Source organism: Rosistilla carotiformis (genome assembly GCF_007753095.1).
In the GTDB taxonomy this organism is placed as follows: Bacteria; Planctomycetota; Planctomycetia; order Pirellulales; family Pirellulaceae; genus Rosistilla; species Rosistilla carotiformis.
The window spans coordinates 1,833,192-1,856,697 of sequence record NZ_CP036348.1 but is presented as its reverse complement, the minus strand read 5'-3'; the positions used below and the strand labels follow the sequence as shown (position 1 = coordinate 1,856,697).

General features: G+C 56.5%; 20 protein-coding genes. 13 read left to right on the top strand and 7 right to left on the bottom strand.

Annotated features, from left to right (window positions below; all coding sequences use genetic code 11):
* Positions 1–8 precede the first annotated feature (8 nt).
* Positions 9–341 carry a co-chaperone GroES gene (locus Poly24_RS06915; protein WP_145092387.1) on the bottom strand — a complete coding sequence of 111 codons (333 nt, stop codon included), beginning with the start codon at positions 339–341 and terminating at the stop codon, positions 9–11.
* A gap of 279 nt (positions 342–620) precedes the next feature.
* On the opposite strand from Poly24_RS06915, the gene Poly24_RS06910 reads away from it, so the two are divergent.
* From Poly24_RS06910 to Poly24_RS06885, 6 genes are all read left to right on the top strand, one after another.
* On the top strand, positions 621–1,235 hold the full coding sequence (locus Poly24_RS06910) for a 50S ribosomal protein L25 (protein WP_145092383.1): 615 nt from the start codon (positions 621–623) through the stop codon (positions 1,233–1,235).
* A gap of 24 nt (positions 1,236–1,259) precedes the next feature.
* Positions 1,260–1,838, top strand: coding sequence for an aminoacyl-tRNA hydrolase (gene pth / locus Poly24_RS06905; protein ID WP_145092380.1), 579 nt, complete (start codon positions 1,260–1,262; stop codon positions 1,836–1,838).
* 38 nt (positions 1,839–1,876) lie between these two features.
* A complete protein-coding gene (gene rpsF, locus Poly24_RS06900) occupies positions 1,877–2,281 on the top strand; it encodes a 30S ribosomal protein S6 (RefSeq protein ID WP_145092376.1) in 405 nt (134 codons plus the stop codon).
* A 35-nt stretch (positions 2,282–2,316) separates the two neighbouring features.
* Positions 2,317–2,790, top strand: a complete 474-nt coding sequence (gene ssb / locus Poly24_RS06895; protein ID WP_145092373.1) for a single-stranded DNA-binding protein — start codon at positions 2,317–2,319, stop codon at positions 2,788–2,790.
* A 101-nt stretch (positions 2,791–2,891) separates the two neighbouring features.
* Positions 2,892–3,419 carry a 50S ribosomal protein L9 gene (gene rplI / locus Poly24_RS06890; protein ID WP_145092370.1) on the top strand — a complete coding sequence of 176 codons (528 nt, stop codon included), beginning with the start codon at positions 2,892–2,894 and terminating at the stop codon, positions 3,417–3,419.
* 166 nt (positions 3,420–3,585) lie between these two features.
* The gene (locus Poly24_RS06885; RefSeq protein WP_145092367.1) at positions 3,586–4,428 is read left to right on the top strand and encodes a transglutaminase-like domain-containing protein; all 843 of its coding nucleotides are present in this window, start codon (positions 3,586–3,588) and stop codon (positions 4,426–4,428) included.
* 12 nt (positions 4,429–4,440) lie between these two features.
* On the opposite strand, the gene Poly24_RS06880 is transcribed toward Poly24_RS06885, so the two are convergent.
* Entirely contained in the window at positions 4,441–5,328 is an 888-nt protein-coding gene (locus Poly24_RS06880) for a hypothetical protein (RefSeq protein WP_145092364.1), read from the bottom strand.
* 573 nt (positions 5,329–5,901) lie between these two features.
* Here Poly24_RS06880 and Poly24_RS06875 point away from each other — a divergent pair.
* The 7 genes from Poly24_RS06875 (at position 5,902) to Poly24_RS06845 (ending at position 17,560) form a co-directional block, all read left to right on the top strand.
* Complete coding sequence (locus Poly24_RS06875) at positions 5,902–7,956, top strand: efflux RND transporter periplasmic adaptor subunit (protein WP_145092361.1); 2,055 nt, start codon at positions 5,902–5,904, stop codon at positions 7,954–7,956.
* A 130-nt stretch (positions 7,957–8,086) separates the two neighbouring features.
* Positions 8,087–9,016 carry an efflux RND transporter periplasmic adaptor subunit gene (locus Poly24_RS06870; protein WP_145092357.1) on the top strand — a complete coding sequence of 310 codons (930 nt, stop codon included), beginning with the start codon at positions 8,087–8,089 and terminating at the stop codon, positions 9,014–9,016.
* Positions 9,017–9,108: 92 nt separating this feature from the next.
* Positions 9,109–11,346, top strand: coding sequence for a biotin/lipoyl-binding protein (locus Poly24_RS06865; RefSeq protein ID WP_145092353.1), 2,238 nt, complete (start codon positions 9,109–9,111; stop codon positions 11,344–11,346).
* A gap of 390 nt (positions 11,347–11,736) precedes the next feature.
* Entirely contained in the window at positions 11,737–12,123 is a 387-nt protein-coding gene (locus Poly24_RS06860) for a DUF3467 domain-containing protein (RefSeq protein ID WP_197452384.1), read from the top strand.
* 233 nt (positions 12,124–12,356) lie between these two features.
* Positions 12,357–13,691, top strand: coding sequence for a Gfo/Idh/MocA family protein (locus Poly24_RS06855; protein ID WP_145092346.1), 1,335 nt, complete (start codon positions 12,357–12,359; stop codon positions 13,689–13,691).
* Between the two features lie 112 nt (positions 13,692–13,803).
* The gene (locus Poly24_RS06850) at positions 13,804–16,182 is read left to right on the top strand and encodes a DUF1592 domain-containing protein (RefSeq protein ID WP_231753500.1); all 2,379 of its coding nucleotides are present in this window, start codon (positions 13,804–13,806) and stop codon (positions 16,180–16,182) included.
* Between the two features lie 13 nt (positions 16,183–16,195).
* Complete coding sequence (locus tag Poly24_RS06845) at positions 16,196–17,560, top strand: DUF1552 domain-containing protein (protein ID WP_145092338.1); 1,365 nt, start codon at positions 16,196–16,198, stop codon at positions 17,558–17,560.
* Between the two features lie 38 nt (positions 17,561–17,598).
* Here Poly24_RS06845 and tssG read toward each other — a convergent pair whose 3' ends face one another.
* From tssG to tssC, 5 genes are all read right to left on the bottom strand, one after another.
* Positions 17,599–18,858 (bottom strand): type VI secretion system baseplate subunit TssG, encoded by a 1,260-nt coding sequence (gene tssG / locus Poly24_RS06840; protein WP_145092335.1) that lies wholly within the window; start codon positions 18,856–18,858, stop codon positions 17,599–17,601.
* Positions 18,855–20,687 (bottom strand): type VI secretion system baseplate subunit TssF, encoded by a 1,833-nt coding sequence (gene tssF, locus Poly24_RS06835; protein ID WP_145092330.1) that lies wholly within the window; start codon positions 20,685–20,687, stop codon positions 18,855–18,857. The genes tssG and tssF overlap by 4 nt, the downstream gene beginning before the upstream one ends.
* The gene (gene tssE, locus Poly24_RS06830) at positions 20,684–21,172 is read right to left on the bottom strand and encodes a type VI secretion system baseplate subunit TssE (protein ID WP_145092327.1); all 489 of its coding nucleotides are present in this window, start codon (positions 21,170–21,172) and stop codon (positions 20,684–20,686) included. Before tssE ends, tssF begins: the two co-directional genes overlap by 4 nt.
* A 175-nt stretch (positions 21,173–21,347) precedes the next feature.
* The gene (locus Poly24_RS06825) at positions 21,348–21,854 is read right to left on the bottom strand and encodes an Hcp family type VI secretion system effector (protein ID WP_145092324.1); all 507 of its coding nucleotides are present in this window, start codon (positions 21,852–21,854) and stop codon (positions 21,348–21,350) included.
* Positions 21,855–21,983: 129 nt separating this feature from the next.
* The gene (gene tssC, locus Poly24_RS06820; RefSeq protein ID WP_145092321.1) at positions 21,984–23,456 is read right to left on the bottom strand and encodes a type VI secretion system contractile sheath large subunit; all 1,473 of its coding nucleotides are present in this window, start codon (positions 23,454–23,456) and stop codon (positions 21,984–21,986) included.
* Positions 23,457–23,506: the final 50 nt, after the last annotated feature.

The window sequence follows — 23,506 nt, the reverse complement described above, 5'->3', positions numbered from 1 at the left end:
CAATCAGGCTACTCAACCGGTTCGTTCGGATCTTTGCGGCGAAAAACCGCGACGACGTCTTCGACCGGAACGACGAACAACTGGTTGTCGGACTCAAAGTCGACCGGAATCGCATCCTTGGGATGGAACAGAATCTTGTCGTACTGCCGAAGCGGCATTTCGTCATCCTGTTCGACCATTGCGCTAATGGTCACGATTCGTCCGGTGATTGTTGGAATTTCGGCGGCATCGGGGAGCGCGATCCCACCTTTGGTCTCGCGTTTGGGTTCATCCTTCCGGACCAACACGCGGGGGCCGATCGGTTCGACGTATTCAAAGGTCTGCGGTCGCTTTTTCGCCATCAAAGATCCTACAATCGGCTGCCGTCGGGCTATGTTTTGCGTTGCGCACCCCAAATGTCCGGTGCGATCCGAGTCATGTTTAACGGTCCGATTGGGAATCGGCAAGCCACATTCCCCGTGCTGACTAGCGAAAGCTCAACGGTTGGGCTTGCAATAATCAGGAAACTCGCAATACTAGTCGATTCTAAATCACATCAAGGCCGTCGCCGCGCAGGAATCTGCCCGCAGACGCTAGCGATATGTCGAGCCAAATCACAGGGATAGCATTAGGAAAAGTCAATGTCCGACGTATTGAACGTTGAGGTTCGCGAGAACATGGGAACCGCTGCGACGCGAAAATTGCGCGACGCTGGCAGCATCCCAGCGGTCGTTTACGGCCACGGTGGTGAAAACCAACATGTATCGGTTTGCCGCAAAGAAGTCGAACTTCTGATGCGTCATCACAGCAAGCACGTCCAACTGGCCGGTGCGGCAAGCGACCACGTGTTGGTTAAAGATGTCCAATGGGATCCATTGGGAATCGAAGTCCTTCACATGGACTTGGTGCGCGTTTCGTTGACTGAAAAGGTCACCGTCACAATCGCTGTCAAACTGCACGGCGTGGCGATTGGTCTGAACCACCACGGCGTGATGAATGAAATTTTGCACTCGGTGGACATCTTGGTTCCTGCGATCAAGATCCCTGAGCATGTTGAATTGAACATAAATGATCTCGACGTCGGTCAATCGAAGACCGCAGCCGATATCGAACTGCCCGAAGGGGCGACATTGGTCACCGACCCGACGGCGGTTGTCGTTCAAATGAACGCACCTGCTGGCGATAAGGGAACCGACGCGGAGGCCGAAGGCACCTCGGAGCCTGAAGTCATCGGCGCGAAGAACGAAGACGAATAACGGTTAGGATTTGTTAGAATTGCCATGAAACTGATTGTCGGGCTGGGAAATCCTGGTCCTCGTTATGCCCAAACGCGGCACAACATCGGGTTCATGGCGGCGGCCAAGTTTGCCCAACATGCCGGAGCTTCGGAAACGAAGATCCGGTTCGAGGGCGAAGTTGCTGAAGGCCAGATCGCTGGCACTAAAGTGATCGTGTTGTGCCCTAGCACGTACATGAACGCCAGTGGCAGCAGCGTCCGCAAGGCGGCCAGCTTTTACAAAATAGATCCCGCCGATGTGTTGGTCATTTGCGACGACTTTAATTTGGCTTTAGGCAAACTTCGAGTCAGAGCAAAAGGTTCCAGCGGCGGCCAAAAAGGGCTGGCCGACATCATCCGCCTGCTTGGCACCGATCAGGTGCCGCGCTTGCGAGTCGGCATTGGACCTCCGCCCGCTAGCTGGAATATACCCGATTACGTGCTCAGCAAGTTCCGCTCCGACGAAGAGGTCGACGTGGAACGGGGGACCGATCGTGCCGCTAAGGCAGCGGCCGATTTTGTCAGGCACGACATTGCCTTTTGTATGAACGCCTACAACGGCACTGAACTCGACAATCAATAAACCTTACGCGCGTATCGCTAGATCCTAGGAGAAACTTGGTGGTCACCCACATCAGCACTTACGAAACATTGTTCATTCTTGACAGCAATCATTACGCTCGCGATCCCAATGGCGTGGGGCAGTCTGTCGCCACGATGATCGAAGAGGTCGGTGGCAAGGTTCTGGTCAGCCGCTTGTGGGCCGAACAGAAACTCGCTTACCCAATCGACGGCCACTTCAAGGGCACCTATTGGTTGGCCTACTTCGAAATGGAAGGGTCCAAGCTGACCGATCTGAATCGTGCCTGCCAATTGAGCGAATCGATCGTTCGTCACATGTCGCTGAAACTTGACAAGCGATTGATCGAACCAATGGTCGCCCACGCCCGTGGCGAATCGATCTCGACCGACGACAGTGGCGAAGAATCGGCGGAAGTTGAATCGGCGGAAGTCGCCGCAACCTAAGCCCAGCTTATTTGAGCCGGAATGCGAGACAAACCATGGCAAGCTACAATCGTGTGATACTGCTTGGCAATATGACGCGCGACGTTGAATTGCGGTACACCCAAGGGGGCACCGCGGTCACCGATATCGGCCTTGCCGTTAATGACCGTCGGAAGTCACAAACGGGCGAATGGGTCGACGAAACCACCTTCGTCGACGTCACGCTCTGGGGACGGACGGCTGAGGTTGCCAGCGAGTATCTCAGCAAGGGATCGCCCGTACTGGTCGAAGGTCGATTAAAACTAGATACCTGGGAAACCGAAGGGCAGAAACGAAGCAAGCTGCGCGTTGTCTGCGATCGGATGCAAATGCTGGGCTCCGGTGGCGGCAGCGGCGGCGGCCATCGCGAGGTCGGCGGCGATGAACACTCGTTCCACGAGCCATCGCATCATTCCGCTGCCCCTAGCAACCCGGCGAGTGCCGAAAGGGCTGGCGGGGACGATTTCAGCGATCCGAACATTCCGTTTTAACGGAACACTGGCGGAAGCCTCGATTGATTAAATTGCCCAGGTTCGAGGAGCGAACTTGGATTCCTCACTAATACGATTGATTCACTGCGAAAGCACTTGAAATGCCAAGAACCACCGAACAGAAACTGCACCGTGCCCACAAGCGTCTCCCCAAGGGCAAAAACGGCGGCATCAGCCTGCTGCTGATCCACAATGTCGAACACCTCGGCCGCCAAGGCGACATCGTCGAAGTCCGTCGTGGCTACGCGATGAACTACCTGATGCCACAAGGCTTGGCCACGATCGCGACCGACCACCACAAACGGATGGTTGAAAAGCACCGCGAGAAGCTGCACCAATTGGAATTGGAGAAGCTCAGCGAACTGCGCCAATACGCCGATCAGATCGCGACACAATCGATCACGATCGAAGCCAATGCCAACGACGAAGGCCACCTGTACGGCAGCGTGGGGCAACACGAAATCGTCGAAGCCCTGAAGGAAGTTGGTTTCACATTGACCGACGACCAAATCCGCCTGCAAGGTCCGCTGAAGGAATTGGGACTGTACACCGTCAAGGTGCACCTGCATTCGGAAGTCGAAGTCGACCTGAAGGTTTGGGTCGTCCCAACGGTTACCGCGGGCGAGTAGCCGCGAGCTTTCGCCGTCAGGCGAACTTGACAATTCATGAAACGACCCGGCGGATTGCGTTGGGTCGTTTTTTTTGCGTAGGGTCCGAGACTATCTTCGACCCGAGGGACGGGGCTTCCGCTTGCGTCTTTGCCGATCGCGACGACGGTTCAACAGAGCGAGTTCCATGAGCACGATTTATGTTGGTTGCCAGCTTCAATACAACGTCCTTACGCCGACCAGCTTTTTGCTGAACATCTCGGCAACGATGAATTTCCACCAAACGGTCCGCAACGAACGGATCGATGTCGCTCCCTTTCAGCCGTTGGAGCAATGCCAGATTGGACCGCTCGGGAACCGATTGTTCCGCCTGGTTGGACAACCAGGCCCGTTGAGCATCTCTTACCAAGCCGAGGTAGATTTGCGAGCTGATGAAGTGGACGCAAACAACGTTTGCGAATCGAAATACAGCAGCTTGCCCCCAGAGGTTCTTATCTTCCTGAACCCCAGTCGCTACTGCGAATCGGACAAGTTAGGTCGGTTTGCAATGGAGGAATTTGGGTGGCTGCTTCCCGGATACTCGCGTGTGACCGCGGTCTGCAATTGGACCTTTGAACACTTGACCTATACACCTGGAAGCACCGGACCGACGACGACGGCATGCGATGTATTGCTGCAACGGACCGGGGTCTGTCGCGATTACGCGCATGTTGCGATCAGCCTCTGTCGCGCGATGGGAATCCCAGCGCGGTATGTCGCTGGCTATGCGGTCAATCTTCAACCGCCCGACTTCCACGGTTTCTTTGAAGCGTTCCTGGACGGACGATGGTTCCTGTTCGACGCAACTCGCCTGGCGCCAGTTGGTGGATTTGTTAGAATCGGAACCGGTCGCGATGCTGCCGACGTCGCCTTTGCGACGATGATTGGTTCGGCGGAATCTGTGGAAATGCACGTCTGGGCAAACGATTCGAACCCACAAGATGCGCGGCTCAGTCCCGACAACGTTGGCTCGGGACTCAGCTCCGCGTGAACCGGTCGTCAATCACGCCAAGGTCTTGCCACGTCGCGGCGGTTTACTGACAACCTGCAACACGGGCAGCGTCGTGTATCCGCCGTGGAACGTTCGCCGTCCGGCTAGACTGTGATCAAAGACAAACACCCCGTCGCGCGCTCGAGGGTTTTTGGAACAGCGAAGGATCGCAGGAGTTCCACACTCGGGACACTCGACACGCAAACCGTGCGTGTCGAGCAATTCCTGGATCACGCGGGCAAACTGTTGGTTCGCCTCCAAGGATCCAAACGACGCGCCGCGCAATTGCCCTAAGGTCTGATCGATTGCATGCCGCATCGATTGCTGCAATCCCGTCAATTGATCGGCAAGTTCGGCCAACCGATCGGTCGCTTCGCGAATCGACGTTTCGCCGACCTGCATCCGACGATGAATCGCCGGTTGAATCAACGACAGCACCCCGGCCAACGCGCGGGCGTACGGTAGCTTTGCCTGCTGGGCCGCCTCATCGCCGCCATCGGCCACCAACTGCAATGCCCCGATCGACGTGGACCCGTCGCGAATCGGTCCGATCAACGCGACAAAGGGATGATCGATAGGTCGAACCTGCGGCCCCAACGCCTGCCAGGCACCACGAACCATCTGCTCGCACGCCGACAGACATGAACTCGAAAGCGTCAATTGCTCAAACCCAACGCGTGACACCGGAAACAGCGTGGCGGCGTTGAAGGGACGAAACCAAAAAGCCCCCGCCGGGGCGTTAAACAGCCGAAGCAGAATATCGAGTGACTCGGGGAAGAAGGCTTCCAACGCCTGATCACCCAGGCAAACTTTGCGCAGCTTGCCTATCTGCGCACCAATGCGAACCGAGTCGCGACGCGGGATACCACGGAAAGCTTCAACGAGCGTTGCTTCGTTCATGCACTACGTCCAAGCGATCCGAAAAGCGAAGTAGCCAAGTATTGTTCGATTCATTTCACCAACACTTTGACCGGCGGTTGTCGTTGGTTCGACCTTTCGAAGGCAAGAAGCCAACGATTTATGGTAAACGGGAATCAATCAACACGATCGCAACGGACCTGCCGGCTGGAAACCTGCCCATTGGGGCGAAGCGACCATCTTTGCAAATCCGTGCGATTCTGACGGAGACTGCTGGTGCTTTGTTCCCCGCAAATCCGTTAAAAGAGTTGCAATCGAACGCACTGCTTATACATTTAGTATAAGCTGCAGCCGATAGGTAATACCAGCTAGGGAACTCTTAGAGCAGCTTTTGGGTCGAAGCAGGCGGTGTTGCGTAAAAGCATCGCCCAGCAAGAATCCTAACATTCGACAATTTCCGCATCGAAGATTTAAGAAATCTACATGCCCAACGTTTGGCGGTGGAGATCAGTCGAGTTTGCGATAGGTTGATGTTGTCTGAAGCAAGCTTCGAGCTCGCTAGGGTTGGTGAAAGTTTGAATAGACTCTCTTCCTCGTTCCGGAACACAGCAGAACATGGCTGTCAATCAAGAAACGGTTGAACAAACCAAAAATCAGATCCGCGGCTTGGTCAACGAGATCGCGGCGCTGTCCAAAAGCGGGGCTCCGGCGGAGGAGTACTATCCGCAATTGCTGCAACGCGTGATCTCTGCGCTGGCAGCCGTGGGGGGCGCGATTTGGTTGTTCGACGACGACCGTCAATTGAAGCTGGAATATCAAATCAACACCAGCCAATCGCTCTTGGAAAACGATTCCGACGACGCGAACAAACACAATCGGCTTCTGCGACGCGTCGCCGGCGCGGGTCAACAATTGTTGGTCCCACCTTATTCGGGAACCACCGATGGCGAGGCCGAAGGCAATCCAACCCGCTTTCTGTTGGTCCTCTCTCCGCTCCGCAGCGAACACCAAGTGGAAGGCCTAATCGAAGTTTTCCAACGCCCCGATTCGCCTCCCGAAACACAAAAGGGATACCTTCGGTTCTTGGGGCAGATGTCCGAACTTGCCGGCGATTGGCTCAAGGGACAACAGCTGCGGCTGTTTTCCGACCGCCAAGTCCTGTGGCATCAAGCCGATGGCTTCGCTCGGGCGGCGCATGAATCGTTGGACCTCAAAGAGACCGCATATGTGATCGCTAACGAAGGTCGCCGAATGATTGGGTGCGATCGAGTGAGCGTGGCGATCATGCGCGGCCGCAAGTGCAAAGTGTTAGCGATCAGCGGCCAGGATACGATCGAAAACCGCTCCAATATTGTCTCGTCGTTGAACAACTTGGCGACTCGCGTCGTCGCTGCGGGGGAACCGTTGTGGCACGATGGTTCGACCGAAGACCTGCCACCACAGATCGAAGAAGCTGTCGAAGACTATGTCGACCAATCGTACGGCCGACATATCGCCGTGCTGCCACTCCGCGAACCCAGTCGTGGCAACGACGACGCGTTGAACAAGAACGTGGGTGAGATCGAACGTGACAATGCCCACCGGGGCGATGTAATCGGCGCGTTGATCGTCGAACAGATCGAAAGCAACCTGCCCGATGAAGTCTTTCGCAGCCGGGTCAACCTGGTGTACGAACATGGCACCCGCGCGATTGCCAACTCGATGCAGCACAACAATTTGTTCCTGATGCCGGTTTGGCGAACGCTGGGCAAAGCGGCTTGGATCATCAAAGCACGCACGCTTCCTAAAACGATCGCCGTCGTCACACTTCTGGCGGCAGCGATCCTGGGGATGATCTTTGTCCCCTTGGATTTCACGCTCGATTGTCCCGGCACGCTGCAACCGACGGTACGGCAAGAGGTCTTCGCGCCAATCGACGGCGAGATCATCGAGGTTTCCGCCGTGCACGGCATGAGCGTCGCCCAGGGAGACGTATTGGTAAAGCTGAGAAATCGTCAACTCGAAGAAGACTATGCCGACACGATGGGACGGATTGGCACCGCGCAAGCCTCGCTAACCCGCATCCGATACGAATTGGATGATGTCCGCAAATCGCGGAAAGGGGATGAACAGGAAGAGACGCGTCTGAAGGGCGAGGAAGCGGAGAAACGAACCGAATTGAACAGCTTGCTGCGGAAGCAAGAATTGCTGGACGAACGACTTGCTCAACTGATCATCACCGCGCCGATCGACGGCCAAATCGTGACCTGGGACGTTGAAAAGACGCTGCGTTCACGTCCAGTGGTAACCGGTCAGGTGCTGTTGACAGTCGCGGATCTCTCCAAGCCGATGCATTTGAAACTGAAGATGCCCGAGAAAAAGATGGATCACTTGGATCGAGCGGTTGTGGCCGCCGATGGCGAGCCATTGCCAGTGACCTTCATCCTGGCGACCGATCCCGATCATGAAATGAAGGCTCTGCTGACGTCGCGTGAATTGCGGGCCGAACCCGACCAAGAAGAAGGGAATGTTGTCACGCTGCGTGCCGAACCGATCGACCTCACGACGCTGCAACCACGCCCGGGAGCCAAGGTGACCGCGGATGTGTATTGCGGTCGCCGCGCCGCCGGTTTCGTCTGGTTCCACGGTGCTTACGAATGGTTGCAAACAATCCTCTTTAAATGGTTTTAAATCGGCCGGTTGAATGTGGTTACCGACAACTCACATTCCAAAGCCAGAACCTCACGCCTCATCTCGGGATCGATAACGTACCTGCGACGTTCTCCTTCCCGCACTTATCTCAACAGCAACGGTGAATCGAATGAATATATTCTCAACCCGCAAACCTTTGGCAATCGCTGTCCTGGCGACAGCGATCGGCATGTTGGACAACGTCGTCTGGGCCCAGTCGCAAGGGGCCCCGATCCCCGTTCGCGACAGCCTTATCGAAGCGATCGATGACATCCGAATTTCTGCGGGTGCCGATGGGATCTTGTTCCTCGATAAATCGGAAGTCGAAGAGGGCAGGCTAGTGAACGCGGGGCAAGTGATCGCGATGATCGATCCGGAGCAAGCCAAGCTGAACCTGGTGCTGAAGCAAGCCGAGGAAGAACAGGCGCGTTTGCAAGCTGAAAACGACATCAACATTCGTGCCGCTGAGAAATCGATGGAGTATGAATGGGCCGAAGCGAAGTCGGCTGAGGAGCTGCACAAGAAGCAAGCGATGCCTTATTGGGACATGCGTCGGGAAGTGCTTGAAGCGGAACGATCGAAACTGGCGATCGAAATGGCGAAAAATGAGCAACAGGTCGCCGAGGCGACGTTTGCTGCCAAAACCGCCGAACGCCAACTGGCCGAACACGAGATCAAACGTCGTCAGATCGCCGCCACTTTTAATGGCATCATCGCCAAACGCTATGGCAAAAATGGCGAATGGGTGCAAGCCGGAACCCCCATTGTTCGGATCGTGCGGATCGATGAAATCAAAGTCGAAGGGGATGTCAAAGGACTCGACGCTCCGGAGCGCATTGTGATTGGTGCCCCCGTTTCCATCCGCGTTCACGTGGGAGGCGAGCGTTACGAAGATTTTGAAAGTCGCTTGGAATACGTCAGCCCCATTCTCGAGAGCGACAACACCTATCGTGTGTGGGCCAAAATTAACAACAAAATCGAAGGGAATCGCTATCTGGTCAGCCCCGGGATGCTAGCGGAAATGCAAATCCTGCCAATGTCCAACGACGGCGTGAACTAGACCGCCGTGGTTTCTCGTGACCTTGCCTCCCCCCCGACGCCAAATCATTCCTCCGACACTCGCCCCGTCGGCTCACGTGAGATTGAGATTCGATGACAACGCTTGCCGACAGCCTGATCAGCAGCTCATCACGACCGCTTTCGGTTCGAAAGCGTCCTGATTTGACGAGCAGCCGTCATATGTACCAGGGGACCAGTTACTGGGTCGTCAAAGAGCCTGTGGGGCTGCAGTATTATCGATTTCACGATGAGGAATACTTCATCCTGCAGATGTTGGACGGGCACGTCAGCTTGCAGCAGATCAAAGATGGATTTGAACAAGAATTTGCCCCACAAAAAATCACCTTTGGCGACCTCCAACAATTCCTAGGAATGTTGCATCGCAGCGGGTTGGTGATCTCCAATTCCCCGGGCCAAGGTGGCCAGCTGAGAAAACGGGGAAGCGAGAAAAAGAAAAAGGAACTGCTGGGTAAACTTGCCAACATCTTTGCAGTTCGTTTTCGTGGCATCGATCCCGAAGGGATCCTGCGCCGCATGAACCCTGTGTTGGGTTGGGTGTTCACCGTTCCAGCACTGTTATTTTTTGTCGGCTTCGGATTGATCACACTGATTCTGGTCGGAATGAACTTTGAGTTGTTCCGTTCGAAACTGCCGACGTTCCAAGAGTTTTTTGCGGCGGAGAATTGGCTGTACATGGGCCTCTTGATGGCGATCGTCAAGATCTGCCATGAGTTTGGTCACGGGCTTTCCTGCAAGCGCTTTGGTGGCGAGTGCCATGAATTAGGCTTCATGTTGTTGGTCTTTACGCCCTGCCTGTATTGCAACGTCTCCGATTCCTGGATGTTGCCTAACAAATGGAAGCGGGTTTGGATCGGTGCAGGCGGAATGTACGTCGAATTGATTCTGGCCTCGTTCGCCACCTGGCTTTGGTGGTTCAGCGAACCGGGCCTGCTCAATTTCACCTTCCTGGCGACGATGTTTATCTGTTCGGTTAGCACCGTCGTCTTCAACGCCAACCCGCTGTTGCGGTTTGACGGGTATTACATCCTGATGGATTGGTTGGAGATTCCCAACCTGCGGCAGAAGAGCACCGAAACGTTGAAGCGTTGGTTTCAAGAAACCTGTCTCGGATTGGAACTGCAAGAGAATCCGTTTCTACCACAGCGAAACCGATTCTTATTTGGAATGTTCACCGTCGCGTCGGTCGTCTATCGCTGGGTCGTCGTGATCGGAATCGTGATGTTCTTGAATCAAGTACTCGAACCGTATGGATTGCGGGTTATCGGCCGTTTGTTCGCCATCATTGGGTTCGGCGGATTGATCGCCAAACCGATCTGGGAATCGATCAAATTCATTCGCACTCCTGGGAGAATGCAAAAAGTGAAACGCTCTCGTCTGGCCGCAACGGTCGCGGTAGCCACCGCAGTGATCGCGGCCTTCTGTTTCGTGCCGTTGCCCTATCACATCAATTGTGCGTTTGAAGTTCGCCCGGCCGATCCACGTTCGGTCTACGCCGGCACCCCCGGACAAATCGATCGCGTGTTGGTCAAACCGGGAGACGTCGTTCGGCAAGGCGATACGTTGGCGATCTTAAAAAATTCACAACTGAAGCTGAAACTGGCTGACCTGGAAAGCGAAGAACGGATCGCCGACGTCCGGCTTGCCAGTTTGACGCGGCTGAAACGCTACGATTCATCGCTCAGCGGACAGACCACGACGCAGAAAAAAATGCTCGATTCGGTGACAGCACTTCGCCGGAAAGCGCAGGATGAAATCGATCAATTGGAAATTAAGTCGCCGATCGATGGCGTGATCATTCCGCCACCGGACAAGCCCGACGAAGATCCACAGGATGGTCGATTGCCCGAATGGTCGGGGTCACCACTGGAACCCGAAAACTTGGGCGCCCTGATGACACAAGAGAGTTTGATCTGCATGGTCGGCGATCCGCGTCATATCGAAGCGGTGCTGATCGTCGATCAAGGCGATATCCAATTGATTAAGGAAGGAGACGACGTTCAATTGAAGCCCGACGCCATCCGACTGCAAATTTTGACAGGCAAGATCGATCAGATCTCGCGAACCGAAATGAAATATTCGCCAGCGAGTTTATCGAGCCAATCGGGCGGTGATCTCGATACTCAGATCGATCCGGAAACGGGCAACATGCGTCCGATCAATGCCTCCTATCAAGCCCGCGTCCCCTTACCCGATGTCGCCGATGGGATGCGTGTCGGTTATCGTGGCACCGCAAAGATCAGTGCCGCCCCCAAGTCGCTGGGTTGGCGATTTTATCGATTCTTAAACAAAACATTTCAGTTCGATTTTTAGGTAGAGCGCGACTGCGAACGACGCGTGTGGAGGGTCCACCGGGTCAAATGTGAGTCATCACAAACTTCCTGGATCGCGTGGCACCCCCTGTTTACCACCTGGAGTTCTTGGGAAAACTCACGTTAGTCAATTCAGTTGCTTGGAACAGCAATTCGAAGCTTGTAAGAGCCCTTAACAACTGTAGGATAAATGACCGTCGGGTGGGTATTCACTGGAACTTGACACCCCACCGGTCGATCTAACGAAACAACAACTATCTCTTGTTGCCGCAAGATAGTTGTTTGAATTTGAAAAATATGTGGCAACAAACCTCAAGTTTTGTGATCGTGGGTGCGTGCGGCCAGCCCGCCGCGCATACGGTGGAAAATGAAATCTACTGGAGAAGATAGAATGACCAAAGACGCGGAAACGCCCGAAGCGCCAGCGGCTGCAGCACCCGCAGCGCCAGCAGCACAACCAGCACAAGCGCAATCGCAACCCGTCCAAGTTCAAGTAACCGACGACAACGCGCAGGCATGTTATGCAAACTTCTGCCGCGTGACGGGATCGCCGGAAGAACTGATCATCGACTTCGGCCTGAACCCACAACCGATCGGTGTTCCTAAGGATCCAATCAACGTCAACCAACGCATCATCGTGAACTTCTTCACGGCCAAGCGTCTGTTGGCGGCATTGCAGATGTCGGTTGCCCGTCACGAAGCCGTCTTCGGCGTACTGGAAACCGATATCAACAAGCGCGTTCGCCCTGCGCAACAAAAGCAAGGCGAAAACAAATAAGCGGCAGGTCTCCCCAAGAACCTACCTGATCCAATCATGCCCTTCCGTAGTTCGCTGCGGGAGGGCATTTCACATAAACACAAGGTATAGTTTAACAAAGCACCCCTGCGAGGTGGTCGTGGCCGTAACCGCTGAACATCTGGATGCTGATTACGATGGTTTGGATGTTCTCTTGGGGTTATACTGGAGACTTCTATCCGCCTGTTTTCCCACCTCAAGAACAGTACAGAGCAATGCCAAACGCAGTTTCATCGGATCGCAACGACGACCGCCCAAACACCTCCACTCCCGATCGTCGCAATTTTCTACGTGCGACCGCAGCGGCATCGACTGCCGCCGCGATGACCGTTCCTTCGATGGTTCATTCCGAAGACCCAACGAAAAAACAAACCGTCAATCTTGGCATCGTCGGCTGTGGTGGACGTGGATCGGGCGCGATCAACGATTCCCTGTCGATCAACGAAGGCATTAAATTGATCGCGGCTGCCGATCTGTACGCCGATAAAAACGAACGCTTAAAGTCGACACTCACCCGCCGCCATCCCGAAAAAATCGATCTGGCCGACGACAAAATGTACGCTGGTTTGGACAGCTACAAGAAGGTCTTGGAAGATCCCGACGTCGACGTCGTGTTGCTGACCACGTCCCCTGCGTTCCGTCCCTATCACATTCTCGAAGCGGTCCAAGCCGGCAAGCACGTCTTCGCCGAAAAGCCATCGTGCGTCGATCCTGCGGGTTATCAGATCTGCTTGCAGGCCCACGAATTAGCTGAAAAGAACGGCACTTCGATCGTTACCGGCACGCAATATCGTCGCCAAGTGAACTATGTCGGTGCGGTCGACAAGATCCGCAGCGGAATGATCGGCGATATCATCAGCGCGACCAGCCGATATTGCTCAACCGGTATCTGGTACAAGAACCGGACCGAGGGAATGAGCGACACCGAGTACCAACTGAACAACTGGATGCACTTCATCTGGCTCTCGGGCGATCAGATCACCGAACAGGCGGTTCACAATATCGACACGATGAACTGGGTCATGGGCTCCGCTCCCGTCTCGGCTTACGGTTCCGGCGGCCGCTTCACGCGTCCCGACGACAGCGAAATGTGGGACAACATGGAGATCGATTACATGTACCCCGGCGACCGCAATCTGTCGTTCATGTGCCGTCAGGTCCCTGGCACCCGTGGCGACAACAGCAATGTGATCTACGGAACCGAAGCGAATTGTCACATCGGAGCCGGCAGCACCGGTTCGAAAATCGTCGATCGCAACGGCAAGGAACTGTGGTCGATGAAAGGCAGCATCGCCGACGCTTATCAACAAGAGCACAAGGATCTGGTCGACGCGGTCCGCAACAACCAGCCGATCGTCGAACTCAAGCAGACCGCGGAGAGTTCGTTGACCGCCGTGATGGGCCGCATGGCCGCTTACACCGGTCAATTGGTCAGCTGGGACTTTGTCACGAAAGAATCGAAGCTGGATCTGTTCCCCAAAGAACTGACTTGGGACGGAAAACGTCCTGCCGGCGAATTCGCCATTCCAGGGAAGACCAAATTGGTCTAACCGCGATTACAATCGATGCCTGTTGAATCATCAGAACGCTCCCCGCGCCGTCTTCTGGCGGCCGGGGACACCCTGGCAACCGGCATCTCGAATATTGGAACCCTCAACCAACGTGAACGACGCTTCTCTCTTCTCTTCAGTCGACGCGGAACATCATCGGCCCGCATGCCGTTCCCGATGGGTGCAAATCCATTTTTGCTGGGTGATCCCCAGCCTGTTGCTTTCCGTTTTCGCGACGCCCAGTAGTGCCGCCGATCTCGATCAGATTTTGAAATCGGATCTGCAACCGCTCCTGAAAACGTATTGCTTGGACTGCCACGATGCCTCTTCGGCCGAAGGCGGTGTTGCGTTGGAGACGCCCGCGTCGGCGCTGGCGATGCGAAAGGATCGCGAGACTTGGATGCGAGCCCTGCGGCAGGTGCAGGCCGAAGTCATGCCCCCATCGGACTCTCTCGAAATGCCTGCGGCCGATCGCGCCGCGATGATCCATCTGATCGACGAGGTCGCCAATTCGATCGACTGTGGCCCCAACGTCAATCCCGGAAAGATCACGCTGCGACGTCTTAACAGCAGCGAATACCGCAACACGATTCGCGAACTGACAGGCGTCGATTACACCCCCGCGGCAAACTTCCCCGGCGACGATGTCGGCTACGGCTTCGACAACATCGGCGACGTCTTGTCGCTGCCTCCGCTGCTGCTTGAAAAGTATCTGCAGGCGGCTGAAGAGATCATGGGCCAAGCGATCAAGACCGCGCCGGGAGCGCAACTGTTCAGCGTCCAACGCCCGGGGGAGAACCTCGACGACGCAGACAAGTACAGTAAACGCAACGGTAGCGTGAGGTTGAATTCCTACGGAGAGGTTTATCTGCAGGAACAGATTCCGTTCAGCGGTCAATTCGACCTCCGCTTAACCGCGTACGGCGACCAAGCGGGCGACGAGCCGGTGAAGATCGAGGTCAAGGTCGACGGCAAGCTGCAACGAATCGTCAATGTTCCCGCCTCCGACCCGACCGTTTACTCCGTCAAGCTGAAGTTGTCGAAGGGGAAGCACAAGATTTCGTTCACCTTCACCAACGACTTTTACAAGCCTGCCGCCGATGGCAAGAAAGGCGAAGACCGCAACGCGGCGATCGCCCATGTGATGTTGAGCGGGCAATCGGAGGTCGACAACTCCAAAGTGGTCGGCGACCTTCCGCCGTCGCATCGCAAGCTGATCTTTGTCAGCCCCAGTCGCGACAGATCCCCCGAGTCGGCCGCGGCCGAAGTCATCCAACGATTCGCCAGCCGCGCGTTCCGGCGTCCTGCGACCGACGACGAAATTCGTCGCTTGGGAATGTTGGCCGCTGAAGTCCGCAGCGACGGCGGAACGTTTGACGAAAGCATCCAAGTCGCGTTCCAAGCGGTCCTGGTTTCCCCGCACTTCTTATACAAATTCGAACAGCCCCGCCAGCCCGACGCTGACGGAGTCTATCCGCCGGTCAACGCGTTTGAATTGGCCTCGCGGCTCTCCTATTTCCTGTGGTGCAGCATGCCCGACGAGGAATTGTTCAAGCATGCTTGGAGCAATTCGTTGCACGATCCGGAGGTGCTGGCTGGACAGGTTCGCCGGATGATCAAAGATCCGCGTTCGGTTTTGATGGTCGACAATTTTGCCAGCCAGTGGTTGCAGCTGCGGAACCTCAGCAAATCGAATCCCGACCAGAGTCAATTCCCCGAGTTCGACGACGAGATTCGCAGCTTGTTGCGCCGCGAAACACTCACCTTTTTCGCCGCGGTGATGCGATACGACCGTCCGATCACTGAACTGCTCGACGGCCGCTTTACCTATCTGAATGAACGGCTGGCCAAGTTCTACGGCGTGCCTGGAATCAGCGGCGATGAATTTCAGTTCGTTCGTTTTAACGATGGCGTTCGCGGTGGCCTGTTGACGCAAGCGAGCATCTTGACCGTCACCAGCAATCCCACACGGACTTCCCCCGTCAAACGCGGGAAGTGGATCTTGGACAACATCCTAGGAACACCGCCACCTCCGGCACCGCCCAACGTTCCCGAACTGGAACGTTCCGAACTGACAGGCACCATGAGGCAGCGACTGGTTCAACACCGCGACAACCCAGCCTGCGCATCGTGTCACAAACTAATGGACCCATTGGGCTTTGCGTTGGAAAACTTTGACGCGATCGGACAATGGCGACAGCAGCAGGATGGGCTGCCGGTCGATGCCAGCGGCGAACTTCCCGGCGGCGTCAAGATCACCGGGATCGAAGACCTACGAAAGGTTTTAGTCGAACAGCAACGCGAGCAATTTGTTCGCTGTGTGACCGAGAAACTGCTGACCTTCGCACTAGGTCGCGGGTTGGAATATTATGACAAGTGTGCGGTCGACAAAATTCAGAATCGATTGGTCGCCAATGACTACCGGTTCTCTGAACTGATCTTGGGGATCGTGCAAAGCGATCCCTTCCAGAAGCAAGGCGTGAGGCAATAGAGCGATGAAACGGATGAACACCCATGCAACGACTCTGAATCGACGCACCCTGCTGCGTGGCCTCGGCACAGCGATCGCGCTGCCGCTGTTGGACGGGATGTCGCCAACGCGTTGCCTGACCGCCGCCGCAGCCCCAACCAACGCGGCAATTCCCATGCGGATGGCGTTTCTGTACGTTCCCAACGGGATGCACATGCCCGATTGGAAACCGTCGCAGGAGGGGAGCGATTATGAGTTGCCGCGGACTCTGAAAGAACTGGCAGCCCATCGAGCCGACTTCAACGTGATGACCGGCCTAGCGCTGAAGGGAGCCGAAGCACAAGGCGATGGCGGTGGCGACCATGCCCGCAGCGTCGCCGCATTTTTGACCGGTGCGCATCCCAAGAAGACCGACGGCGCCAACATCCAAAACGGCGTTTCGGTCGATCAAGTCGCGGCCGATGCGATCGGTTCGGCGACTCGTTTTGCATCGTTGGAATTGGGACTCGAGAACAGCGCCCAAGCGGGAACCTGCGACAGCGGCTACAGCTGCGCCTACTCTTCGAACATGTCGTGGCGGAACGCAACCTCTCCCGTCGCCAAAGAGATCGATCCGGCCAAGGTCTTCGACCGCTTGTTTGGACACGGCGACGGCGGGGCGGTTCGCGAAGCCCGCGCCACGCGACACAAGTACCGCAAGAGTGTCCTCGATTTCGCATTGCAAGAAGCCAACCAACTGAAGGATCAACTGGGCGTTTTGGATCGCCGCAAGTTGGATGAATACCTCTATTCGGTCCGCAGCATTGAAAAGCGAATCGTCGGAACGGACAAACTGGATGCGACCGAAGAAGGCGTGCCCGATTACCCGCGTCCGGCGGGCGTTCCACGCGAGATGCAGAAGCACGCCGACCTGATGCTGGACATGATGACTCTGGCGATGCAGACCGACAGCACGCGCGTGATTTCGTTTATGTTCACCAACGCCGGCAGCAACCGCGGCTACCCGGAACTGGAGGTTCGCGAAGGGCACCACGAATTATCGCACCACGGAAAAAGCGAAGAGAAGCAGACCAAGATCGCCACGATCAATCGCTTCTACGCCCAGCGGTTCGCCTACTTCTTAGAGCGTTTGAAACAGGTTCCCGAAGGGGACGGAACGCTGTTGGATCATTCGGCGATCGTCTACGGCAGCGGTATCTCCGACGGCGACCGCCACAACCACGACGACTTGCCAATCTTGTTGGCGGGACGTGCTGGCGGGCGGATTCAAACCGGCCGACACATCGTTTATCCGAAGAAAACGCCCCTCTGCAATCTCTACCTCTGGATGCTGCAACAAGCCGGAGCGCCAAGCGAAGCGTTCGGCGACAGCAACGGCGTGATCGATCGGCTGAGCTGATTTGGGTTCGACAACCGGTCTGTGCCGACCGGCATCGGCTAAGCGCCTGGGAAGATCGCATCGTTGGCGACCTCGGTATCGTCCGGGGTGCCGATCCAGCTGTCGATTCCCAGTCGCGTGAGCGAGGTTTCCGCCGTTAGCTGAGTTTCCAGCGGTTGTTCGATCTTCAGCAGTGGGCGGATGTCGAAGTCCAAACTGGGGCCGACACAGACGCGGACCATCTCTCCGAGCCGACGAAAGCCATCGCCGAGATGGTTTTCCGAAGGGGGAAGGAAGCGTTGGAAGTCGCGTGCCGACAACGGACCGACTTCGATTTGAACCTTCTGCTGACGCGACCAGATCCGTTCGCCTAACATCGCGTTGTAGCCGAGCTTGCATTTTTCAACGCCGAGCCGCGATTGCGATTCGGTTTCCAAGTTCAACCAACAGCTGTCGAACTGTTTCACACGCACCGGCACGCCCAACGCCTGCTTCAGGGCGGACTGCAAATTGGCGACGTTCATCGGTCGCTGCGACAACAATCCTGCCAATCCCAGCAGTTCGTCGCGATCGATCGTCCCCGCGCTGGGAGGACTCTCGTTTTGATCCGCCTTCGCTTCGTCGGATGCCAGTGATTGTGGAGTTGTTGCTGCCGCATGATCTTTGCGATCGGCGGGGCGCGGTTTTGTTTTGGGTTCGGGAGGGGACAGGCCCGCGATTGCGGAGAGGGCCACGCGAACGATCGTCGGCGACGGCTTGCGCTTGGCCGGTTCAAACTGTTGTCGGCGGATCGCGACGGGGAACCGATACTTGGCCCATGCGTCGAAGAACAACGAAACCATGCGATGGTTGAAGTTATCCAACCAATCGCGGAGCGCGTGGCGGTCGGTATGGCGGCTGGTCGCTTCGATCTGCTGCAGTCGCTGGGTGTACGATCGCGGCAGCGTCCCGCTGGGGCCGGTCAGTCCCATGAAGTTGACGCAAACTTGCGGCCGCTGTTGCTGCGCGTCCCAGCGGATCGATTCGATCGACGCGGTGGGAAAGGCTTGCGAATGCGGAACGGTGAATCGCAGCGATTCCTGCGACGGTTGAGCGAATTGACCGATTGGCGCCGCCGGTTGATCGACTTCGCTGGCAGCCAGTTGTTGCAGCAACAAAACGGCTTCGAAAAAGTCGAACTTCGAAGGTTTCCGGAACAGTTCGTGTCCGACCGAACCGACGGGCAAGCGTTCCAACGGATGAGGCGCATCGCTGGCGACGCCGGTCGTAAACGAGGCGTTGCCGGCGATCGAGGTGCGATTGGAAACGAAGTCGATCACAGCCGCGGCTCCTCGCCATCGTGCGGCGGAAAGTGGGCCAGTTTCCCGTCGCGTTGACGCGTCTCGACGACCGTCTCTACAAACGAATTGATCCCGCTAGCCAATCCCAGGAAGCGTTGCAACACCGATGCAAACAGATAGGCACCAGAGGCTTCAAAGTTGTCTTCGTTCAAGACGAACGTCAGTTGCGATCCCCGCGCGAAACAGCCCTCTTCGGGCGGCCCCACTTGTCGGGTCACGGTCCGGTGCCGCAGATCGATCACGCCGTCGATCATCTGCCGCGCCGCAGCGCCGCGGGTGTCGTAGGAGTCGGGATCGGAGAAGTCGTACAGACGCAAGATCTCGCGGAGCGATTCCAGCCCGTCGGGACCTTCCAGGAAGCGATGTCCAAGTGAAAGGTGGCTGATCAAGTTCCAATGAGCGTGGCGTCGCACCGGTGGACGCAGCGTTGCCGTTGGATGCTTCAGACAGCGAACCGAACTGATCGGGATCGCCGCGTCGACGTGCCACTTCACCGTGTCGCCATGCTGCCGGAGCAGAGTTGGAACGTCGCGGTCGGTGCACATCGCCCGCACGGTGACCACTTCGGCTGCCGGGGCGTGCGGATCAAAGTGTTCGTCGACAAGTTGCAGATAGACTTCCGATCCATGATCTCCAGCGGCTTGGCTGTCGCGACGCGCCGCGTGCCAATAACCCGAGACGGCGGGCTGGCCATCGCGTCGGCCGAGATCGAAAAATGGACGCCAATGTCGGTCGCCATCGATCCGCGAACTGATCACTTGATCGACGCTATAGACCTCGCATCCCATCCGCTTGGACGCGTCGGGAACGATGCGATATTCGTGTTGTTGCCGCGAGAACTGAATCGGTTCGCAGATCTTTGGATACAGGTTAACGACCGGGGTGCAGCCCAATTGGATATGGTCGGTACGAACCGATCCGCAGATCGTGTCGTGCGGAGCGTCCAAGAAGATCCAGACGTCCGCTTCGGGAGAGTGCAGTTGCTGGCCTGCGGTTTGCCAACCGGAGAGGTCGACAAACGAGAATTTCTCGGGAAACGAAAAGAGTTCGGTCAGCAAGCGGTAGCCGTCGAAGGATTGCGCGGGATAGGGGAGCATCGCTTGGTCGCGATCGAATCCGGTCGGCGTGAGGGCTTCGGCGGCGGGAACGCGAATCGCTTCGCCGCCGGGAGCGACAAAAGCAACTTCGATCGCATCGCGAACCAGGCCTTCGTACAGGCCGGCGACAACGGGATCGGGACCGGTCAGATGCAATCGCAGCGATTCCAACGGAATCGTATTGATCGGTTTGTTGTGCAGGTTGCGAACGCGAATCCGAATCGCCGAAGCGGTCCCTTGCGGCGCTGCGGGGCCTTCGCCCAACGGCGGCTGCAACATTTCGACGCTGCGGATTTCCAGCGGCCACAATTGGGTCGCTTGTGTTGTGGTGTAGCGGCACGCTTGGCCACCGACGGGAGACGTTCGCAGCGGCAGACCGCGTGGGACTGCGATTCCTTGCGGTGGCAGATTCGCGGGCTCTGCGGCCAGCGAGACGATGGCCATCGAAGGGATCGGCCGCAGGTAGTGCGGGTACAAGATCGACAGCAACGCGTCGGTGACCTCGGGCAGATCGTCGTCCAAGCGTTTGTGGATCCGCGCTCCCAACAAGGAGACCGATTGGATCAAGCGTTCGACGTGCGGATCGGCGGTTCCGGAGGCGTCCATCCGCAAACGGCCCGCGGCGGCGGGATAACGTGCCGCGAACTCGCGCGATTGTTCGGTCTGATAGTTCAGTTCGCGTTCGTAGTATTGGAACAGGGTCTGTGTCATTCTGCTTCCTGACCGATGCTGAACTGGCCGCTGGGTACGTGTAGCTTCGATTCGAAGACGATTTGTGGTGAGGTTTCAATCGCCAAACGAGCGACGACGCGAAACTTTAGCTCGCGAAACTTCTCTCCGTTGGCATTTCCTAGTTCGATTCGCACATCCGACAACCGCGGCTCAAAGGTGTTGATCACGTTCAACAGCGCGGCGGCTAGGCAGCGGCGGCCACTGGGCGTGTCCAAAGCGAAGGTCGATGGATCGGGGACGCCAAACCCGACGACCGATTCGGCCAGCAGGGGAAAATCGCGGGCCAGTTCGGGCAGCGACTGCTGGGTGTTCAAGAGGTCTTCCAGATCGCGGCGAACCGCGTTGCTGAGCGTGGCGACGTCGTACCACGGTTGGCTGTTGAAGCCGTTGTCGCTCAGATCGGCCAAACGATCGAAGACCGATGGCAACAGCGAAAGCTTGTTCGTTGGCAGAGTAGAACGCATGGTGGGAAAGCTTGCTGTGAAACGGTTGGGATGGGAAGTTCACCGCAACCCGGCGTGCCTGCGACCGGTGGTCTGCCGGTCGCGGCGAGATCTTGCCGTTGGAAGCGAGAGGTGTGGGCGAGTCGATTCGCAAACGAGCCGACTCACCGCTACCTCCACGCATCACGCGTTGATGCTAGACGCGTTTGTTCTTCTTCAGATCGTATCCGCCGGTCTTCGCCGAATTCAGCGAGCCGTCAGCTTTTTGTGGGTGGTATTCCCACTTGATCTTGGCGAAGTTCAAAGTGACTTCTTCGACAGGATGTCCTTCGACCCAAGCCCCTTCTTCGATCTCGCCCGCACCACCGCTGATGTGGCACGAAGCAACGATGATGTCTTCCATCGTGACCTTGTAATATTCCTTCTGTCCGCCACCTGCCTTACGGCATGTGAAGGTAGCGTCTTTGATGTGAGCACCTTCGGCACACGATTGCATCAACGCGGGGGAAGCGGAATTCAGGTAGGTGCGGAACTTGAAGTTTTCCATCTTCACCTTGCCAGCACCGCCGCCGCCACCTTGGCCAAAGCTACCGCTTTGTTGTTCAGCCCATTCGAAGTCGATCAGTTCGATTTCGTCCTTGTGCTTATCGTCTTCGGATTCGCCCTTGATGCCATCGATCTTCAAGAAATAGTCAACTGCCATGATTCAGATCCTTATATGTCGGGATGTTTTTAAATTGAAATTGTTTTCGAGCAATCAACGTCGCAGTGCGCGGACTGCGACGCGTCATGGCGACCCGATCGAAATCGGGCCGCGCGACCGATCAAGGTCTTAGCCTTGCTTAGGAACTTCGGCGACCAAACGCATCGAAGCACCCAGGGTTTCCATTTGGAAGTGCGGACGCAGGTAAGCGATCGCTTCGTACCAGCCTGGACGGCCAGGGATCTCAGCGACTTCGACGCGAGCTTCGCTCAACGGACGCTCTGCCTTGGTCTCTTCGCCAGCGGTGCTTGGATCGCAGACGTAGTTGCTGATCCAATCGTTCAACCACTCTTGGCATTCGGCGCGTTCCATCGACGAACCGATCTTGTCGCGAGCCATGACCTTCAGGTAGTGAGCGAATCGGCTGACGCACATCAGGTAGTTGATCTTCGACGACAGTTCCGCGTTGGCGTTGGCGTCTTCTTCGAAGTAGGTCTTTGGCTTTTGGCAGCTTTGAGCTCCCAAGAAGGCTGCGAAGTCGGTGTTCTTGGCGTGCAACAGTGGCAGGAAGCCAAGGTTCGACAGTTCGAATTCGCGGCGGTCGGTGATCGCGATTTCGGTTGGGCACTTCATCGCCACGTCGCCATCGTCGGTTGGGAAGGTGTGGACGGGCAGGTTCTCGACCTTGCCACCACCTTCGACACCGCGGGTTTGAGCGAACCAACCGTGCTTGGCAAACGCATCGGTAACGCGTGTTGCGTAAGCCCATGCGGAGCTCATCCACAGGTATTGGCCGTGATCGGTGCCATCGACGTGTTCGTTGAAGTCGAACGATTCGACCTTCTTAAAGTCGCCACCGTAAGGCAGACGGCCCAGAACGTTTGGCATCGTCAACGCGACGTAACGGCTGTCTTCGCTTTCGCGGAAGCTTCGCCATGGAGCGTAGTCAGCCCCTTGGAAGATCTTCGCCAGATCGCGAGGTCCGCTGAGGTCGGTGAAGCTGTCCATGTTGAACATGTTTGGATCGGCAGCAGCGACAAATGGCGCGTGTCCGGCAGCGGCAACGTTGCTGATCAAACGCAGCAGGTTGACGTCGTCGGCGGTGCGGCCGAAGTGGTAATCGCCGACCAGCATGCCGTAAGGCTCGCCGCCCAGTTGACCGTATTCTTCTTCGTAGCACTTGCGGAACATCGTGCTTTGGTCGAATTCAACGGCCTTTTCCAGATCCTTCTGCAATTCCGCCTTCTTGACGTTCATGACGCGGATCTTCAGACCGGTGCCGGTTTCCGAATTTTGCGTCAGGTAATGCAGACCGCGCCAAGTGCCTTCCAATTGTTGGAATTCGTCGCAGTGCATGACTTCGGCCAGTTGGACCGACAGCTTGTGATCGATCTCAGCGATCCAGCTGGTGATGTTGGTGACAACATCTTTGTCGATGGTCGCGTTGCCTTCGACAACTTTGCTAACAAATTGTTCGATGTAAGTTTGGTTGCGCGAACGTTCGCTGTCGTCCAGGGCGCGTGTTTGGTCCAAAATTTGGTCCATCAGCGACAGTTCCGCTACGGCTGCGCCGCCTTCGGATTCAGTTTGCAGGCTGCTCATAGGAATGCTCCGATAACGTGTTGGTTATGTATTTTTTGAGTGAATAACGG

Coding starts and splice junctions, on each gene's coding strand:
- Poly24_RS06910 (WP_145092383.1), top strand. CDS start 621: ATGTCCGACGTATTGAACGTTGAGGTTCGCGAGAACATGGGAACCGCT.
- Poly24_RS06885 (WP_145092367.1), top strand. CDS start 3,586: ATGAGCACGATTTATGTTGGTTGCCAGCTTCAATACAACGTCCTTACG.
- Poly24_RS06870 (WP_145092357.1), top strand. CDS start 8,087: ATGAATATATTCTCAACCCGCAAACCTTTGGCAATCGCTGTCCTGGCG.
- tssF (WP_145092330.1), bottom strand. CDS start 20,687: ATGACACAGACCCTGTTCCAATACTACGAACGCGAACTGAACTATCAG.
- Poly24_RS06865 (WP_145092353.1), top strand. CDS start 9,109: ATGACAACGCTTGCCGACAGCCTGATCAGCAGCTCATCACGACCGCTT.
- Poly24_RS06860 (WP_197452384.1), top strand. CDS start 11,737: ATGACCAAAGACGCGGAAACGCCCGAAGCGCCAGCGGCTGCAGCACCC.
- Poly24_RS06825 (WP_145092324.1), bottom strand. CDS start 21,854: ATGGCAGTTGACTATTTCTTGAAGATCGATGGCATCAAGGGCGAATCC.
- pth (WP_145092380.1), top strand. CDS start 1,260: ATGAAACTGATTGTCGGGCTGGGAAATCCTGGTCCTCGTTATGCCCAA.
- rplI (WP_145092370.1), top strand. CDS start 2,892: ATGCCAAGAACCACCGAACAGAAACTGCACCGTGCCCACAAGCGTCTC.
- Poly24_RS06880 (WP_145092364.1), bottom strand. CDS start 5,328: ATGAACGAAGCAACGCTCGTTGAAGCTTTCCGTGGTATCCCGCGTCGC.
- tssC (WP_145092321.1), bottom strand. CDS start 23,456: ATGAGCAGCCTGCAAACTGAATCCGAAGGCGGCGCAGCCGTAGCGGAA.
- tssE (WP_145092327.1), bottom strand. CDS start 21,172: ATGCGTTCTACTCTGCCAACGAACAAGCTTTCGCTGTTGCCATCGGTC.
- Poly24_RS06915 (WP_145092387.1), bottom strand. CDS start 341: ATGGCGAAAAAGCGACCGCAGACCTTTGAATACGTCGAACCGATCGGC.
- ssb (WP_145092373.1), top strand. CDS start 2,317: ATGGCAAGCTACAATCGTGTGATACTGCTTGGCAATATGACGCGCGAC.
- Poly24_RS06845 (WP_145092338.1), top strand. CDS start 16,196: ATGAACACCCATGCAACGACTCTGAATCGACGCACCCTGCTGCGTGGC.
- Poly24_RS06875 (WP_145092361.1), top strand. CDS start 5,902: ATGGCTGTCAATCAAGAAACGGTTGAACAAACCAAAAATCAGATCCGC.
- Poly24_RS06855 (WP_145092346.1), top strand. CDS start 12,357: ATGCCAAACGCAGTTTCATCGGATCGCAACGACGACCGCCCAAACACC.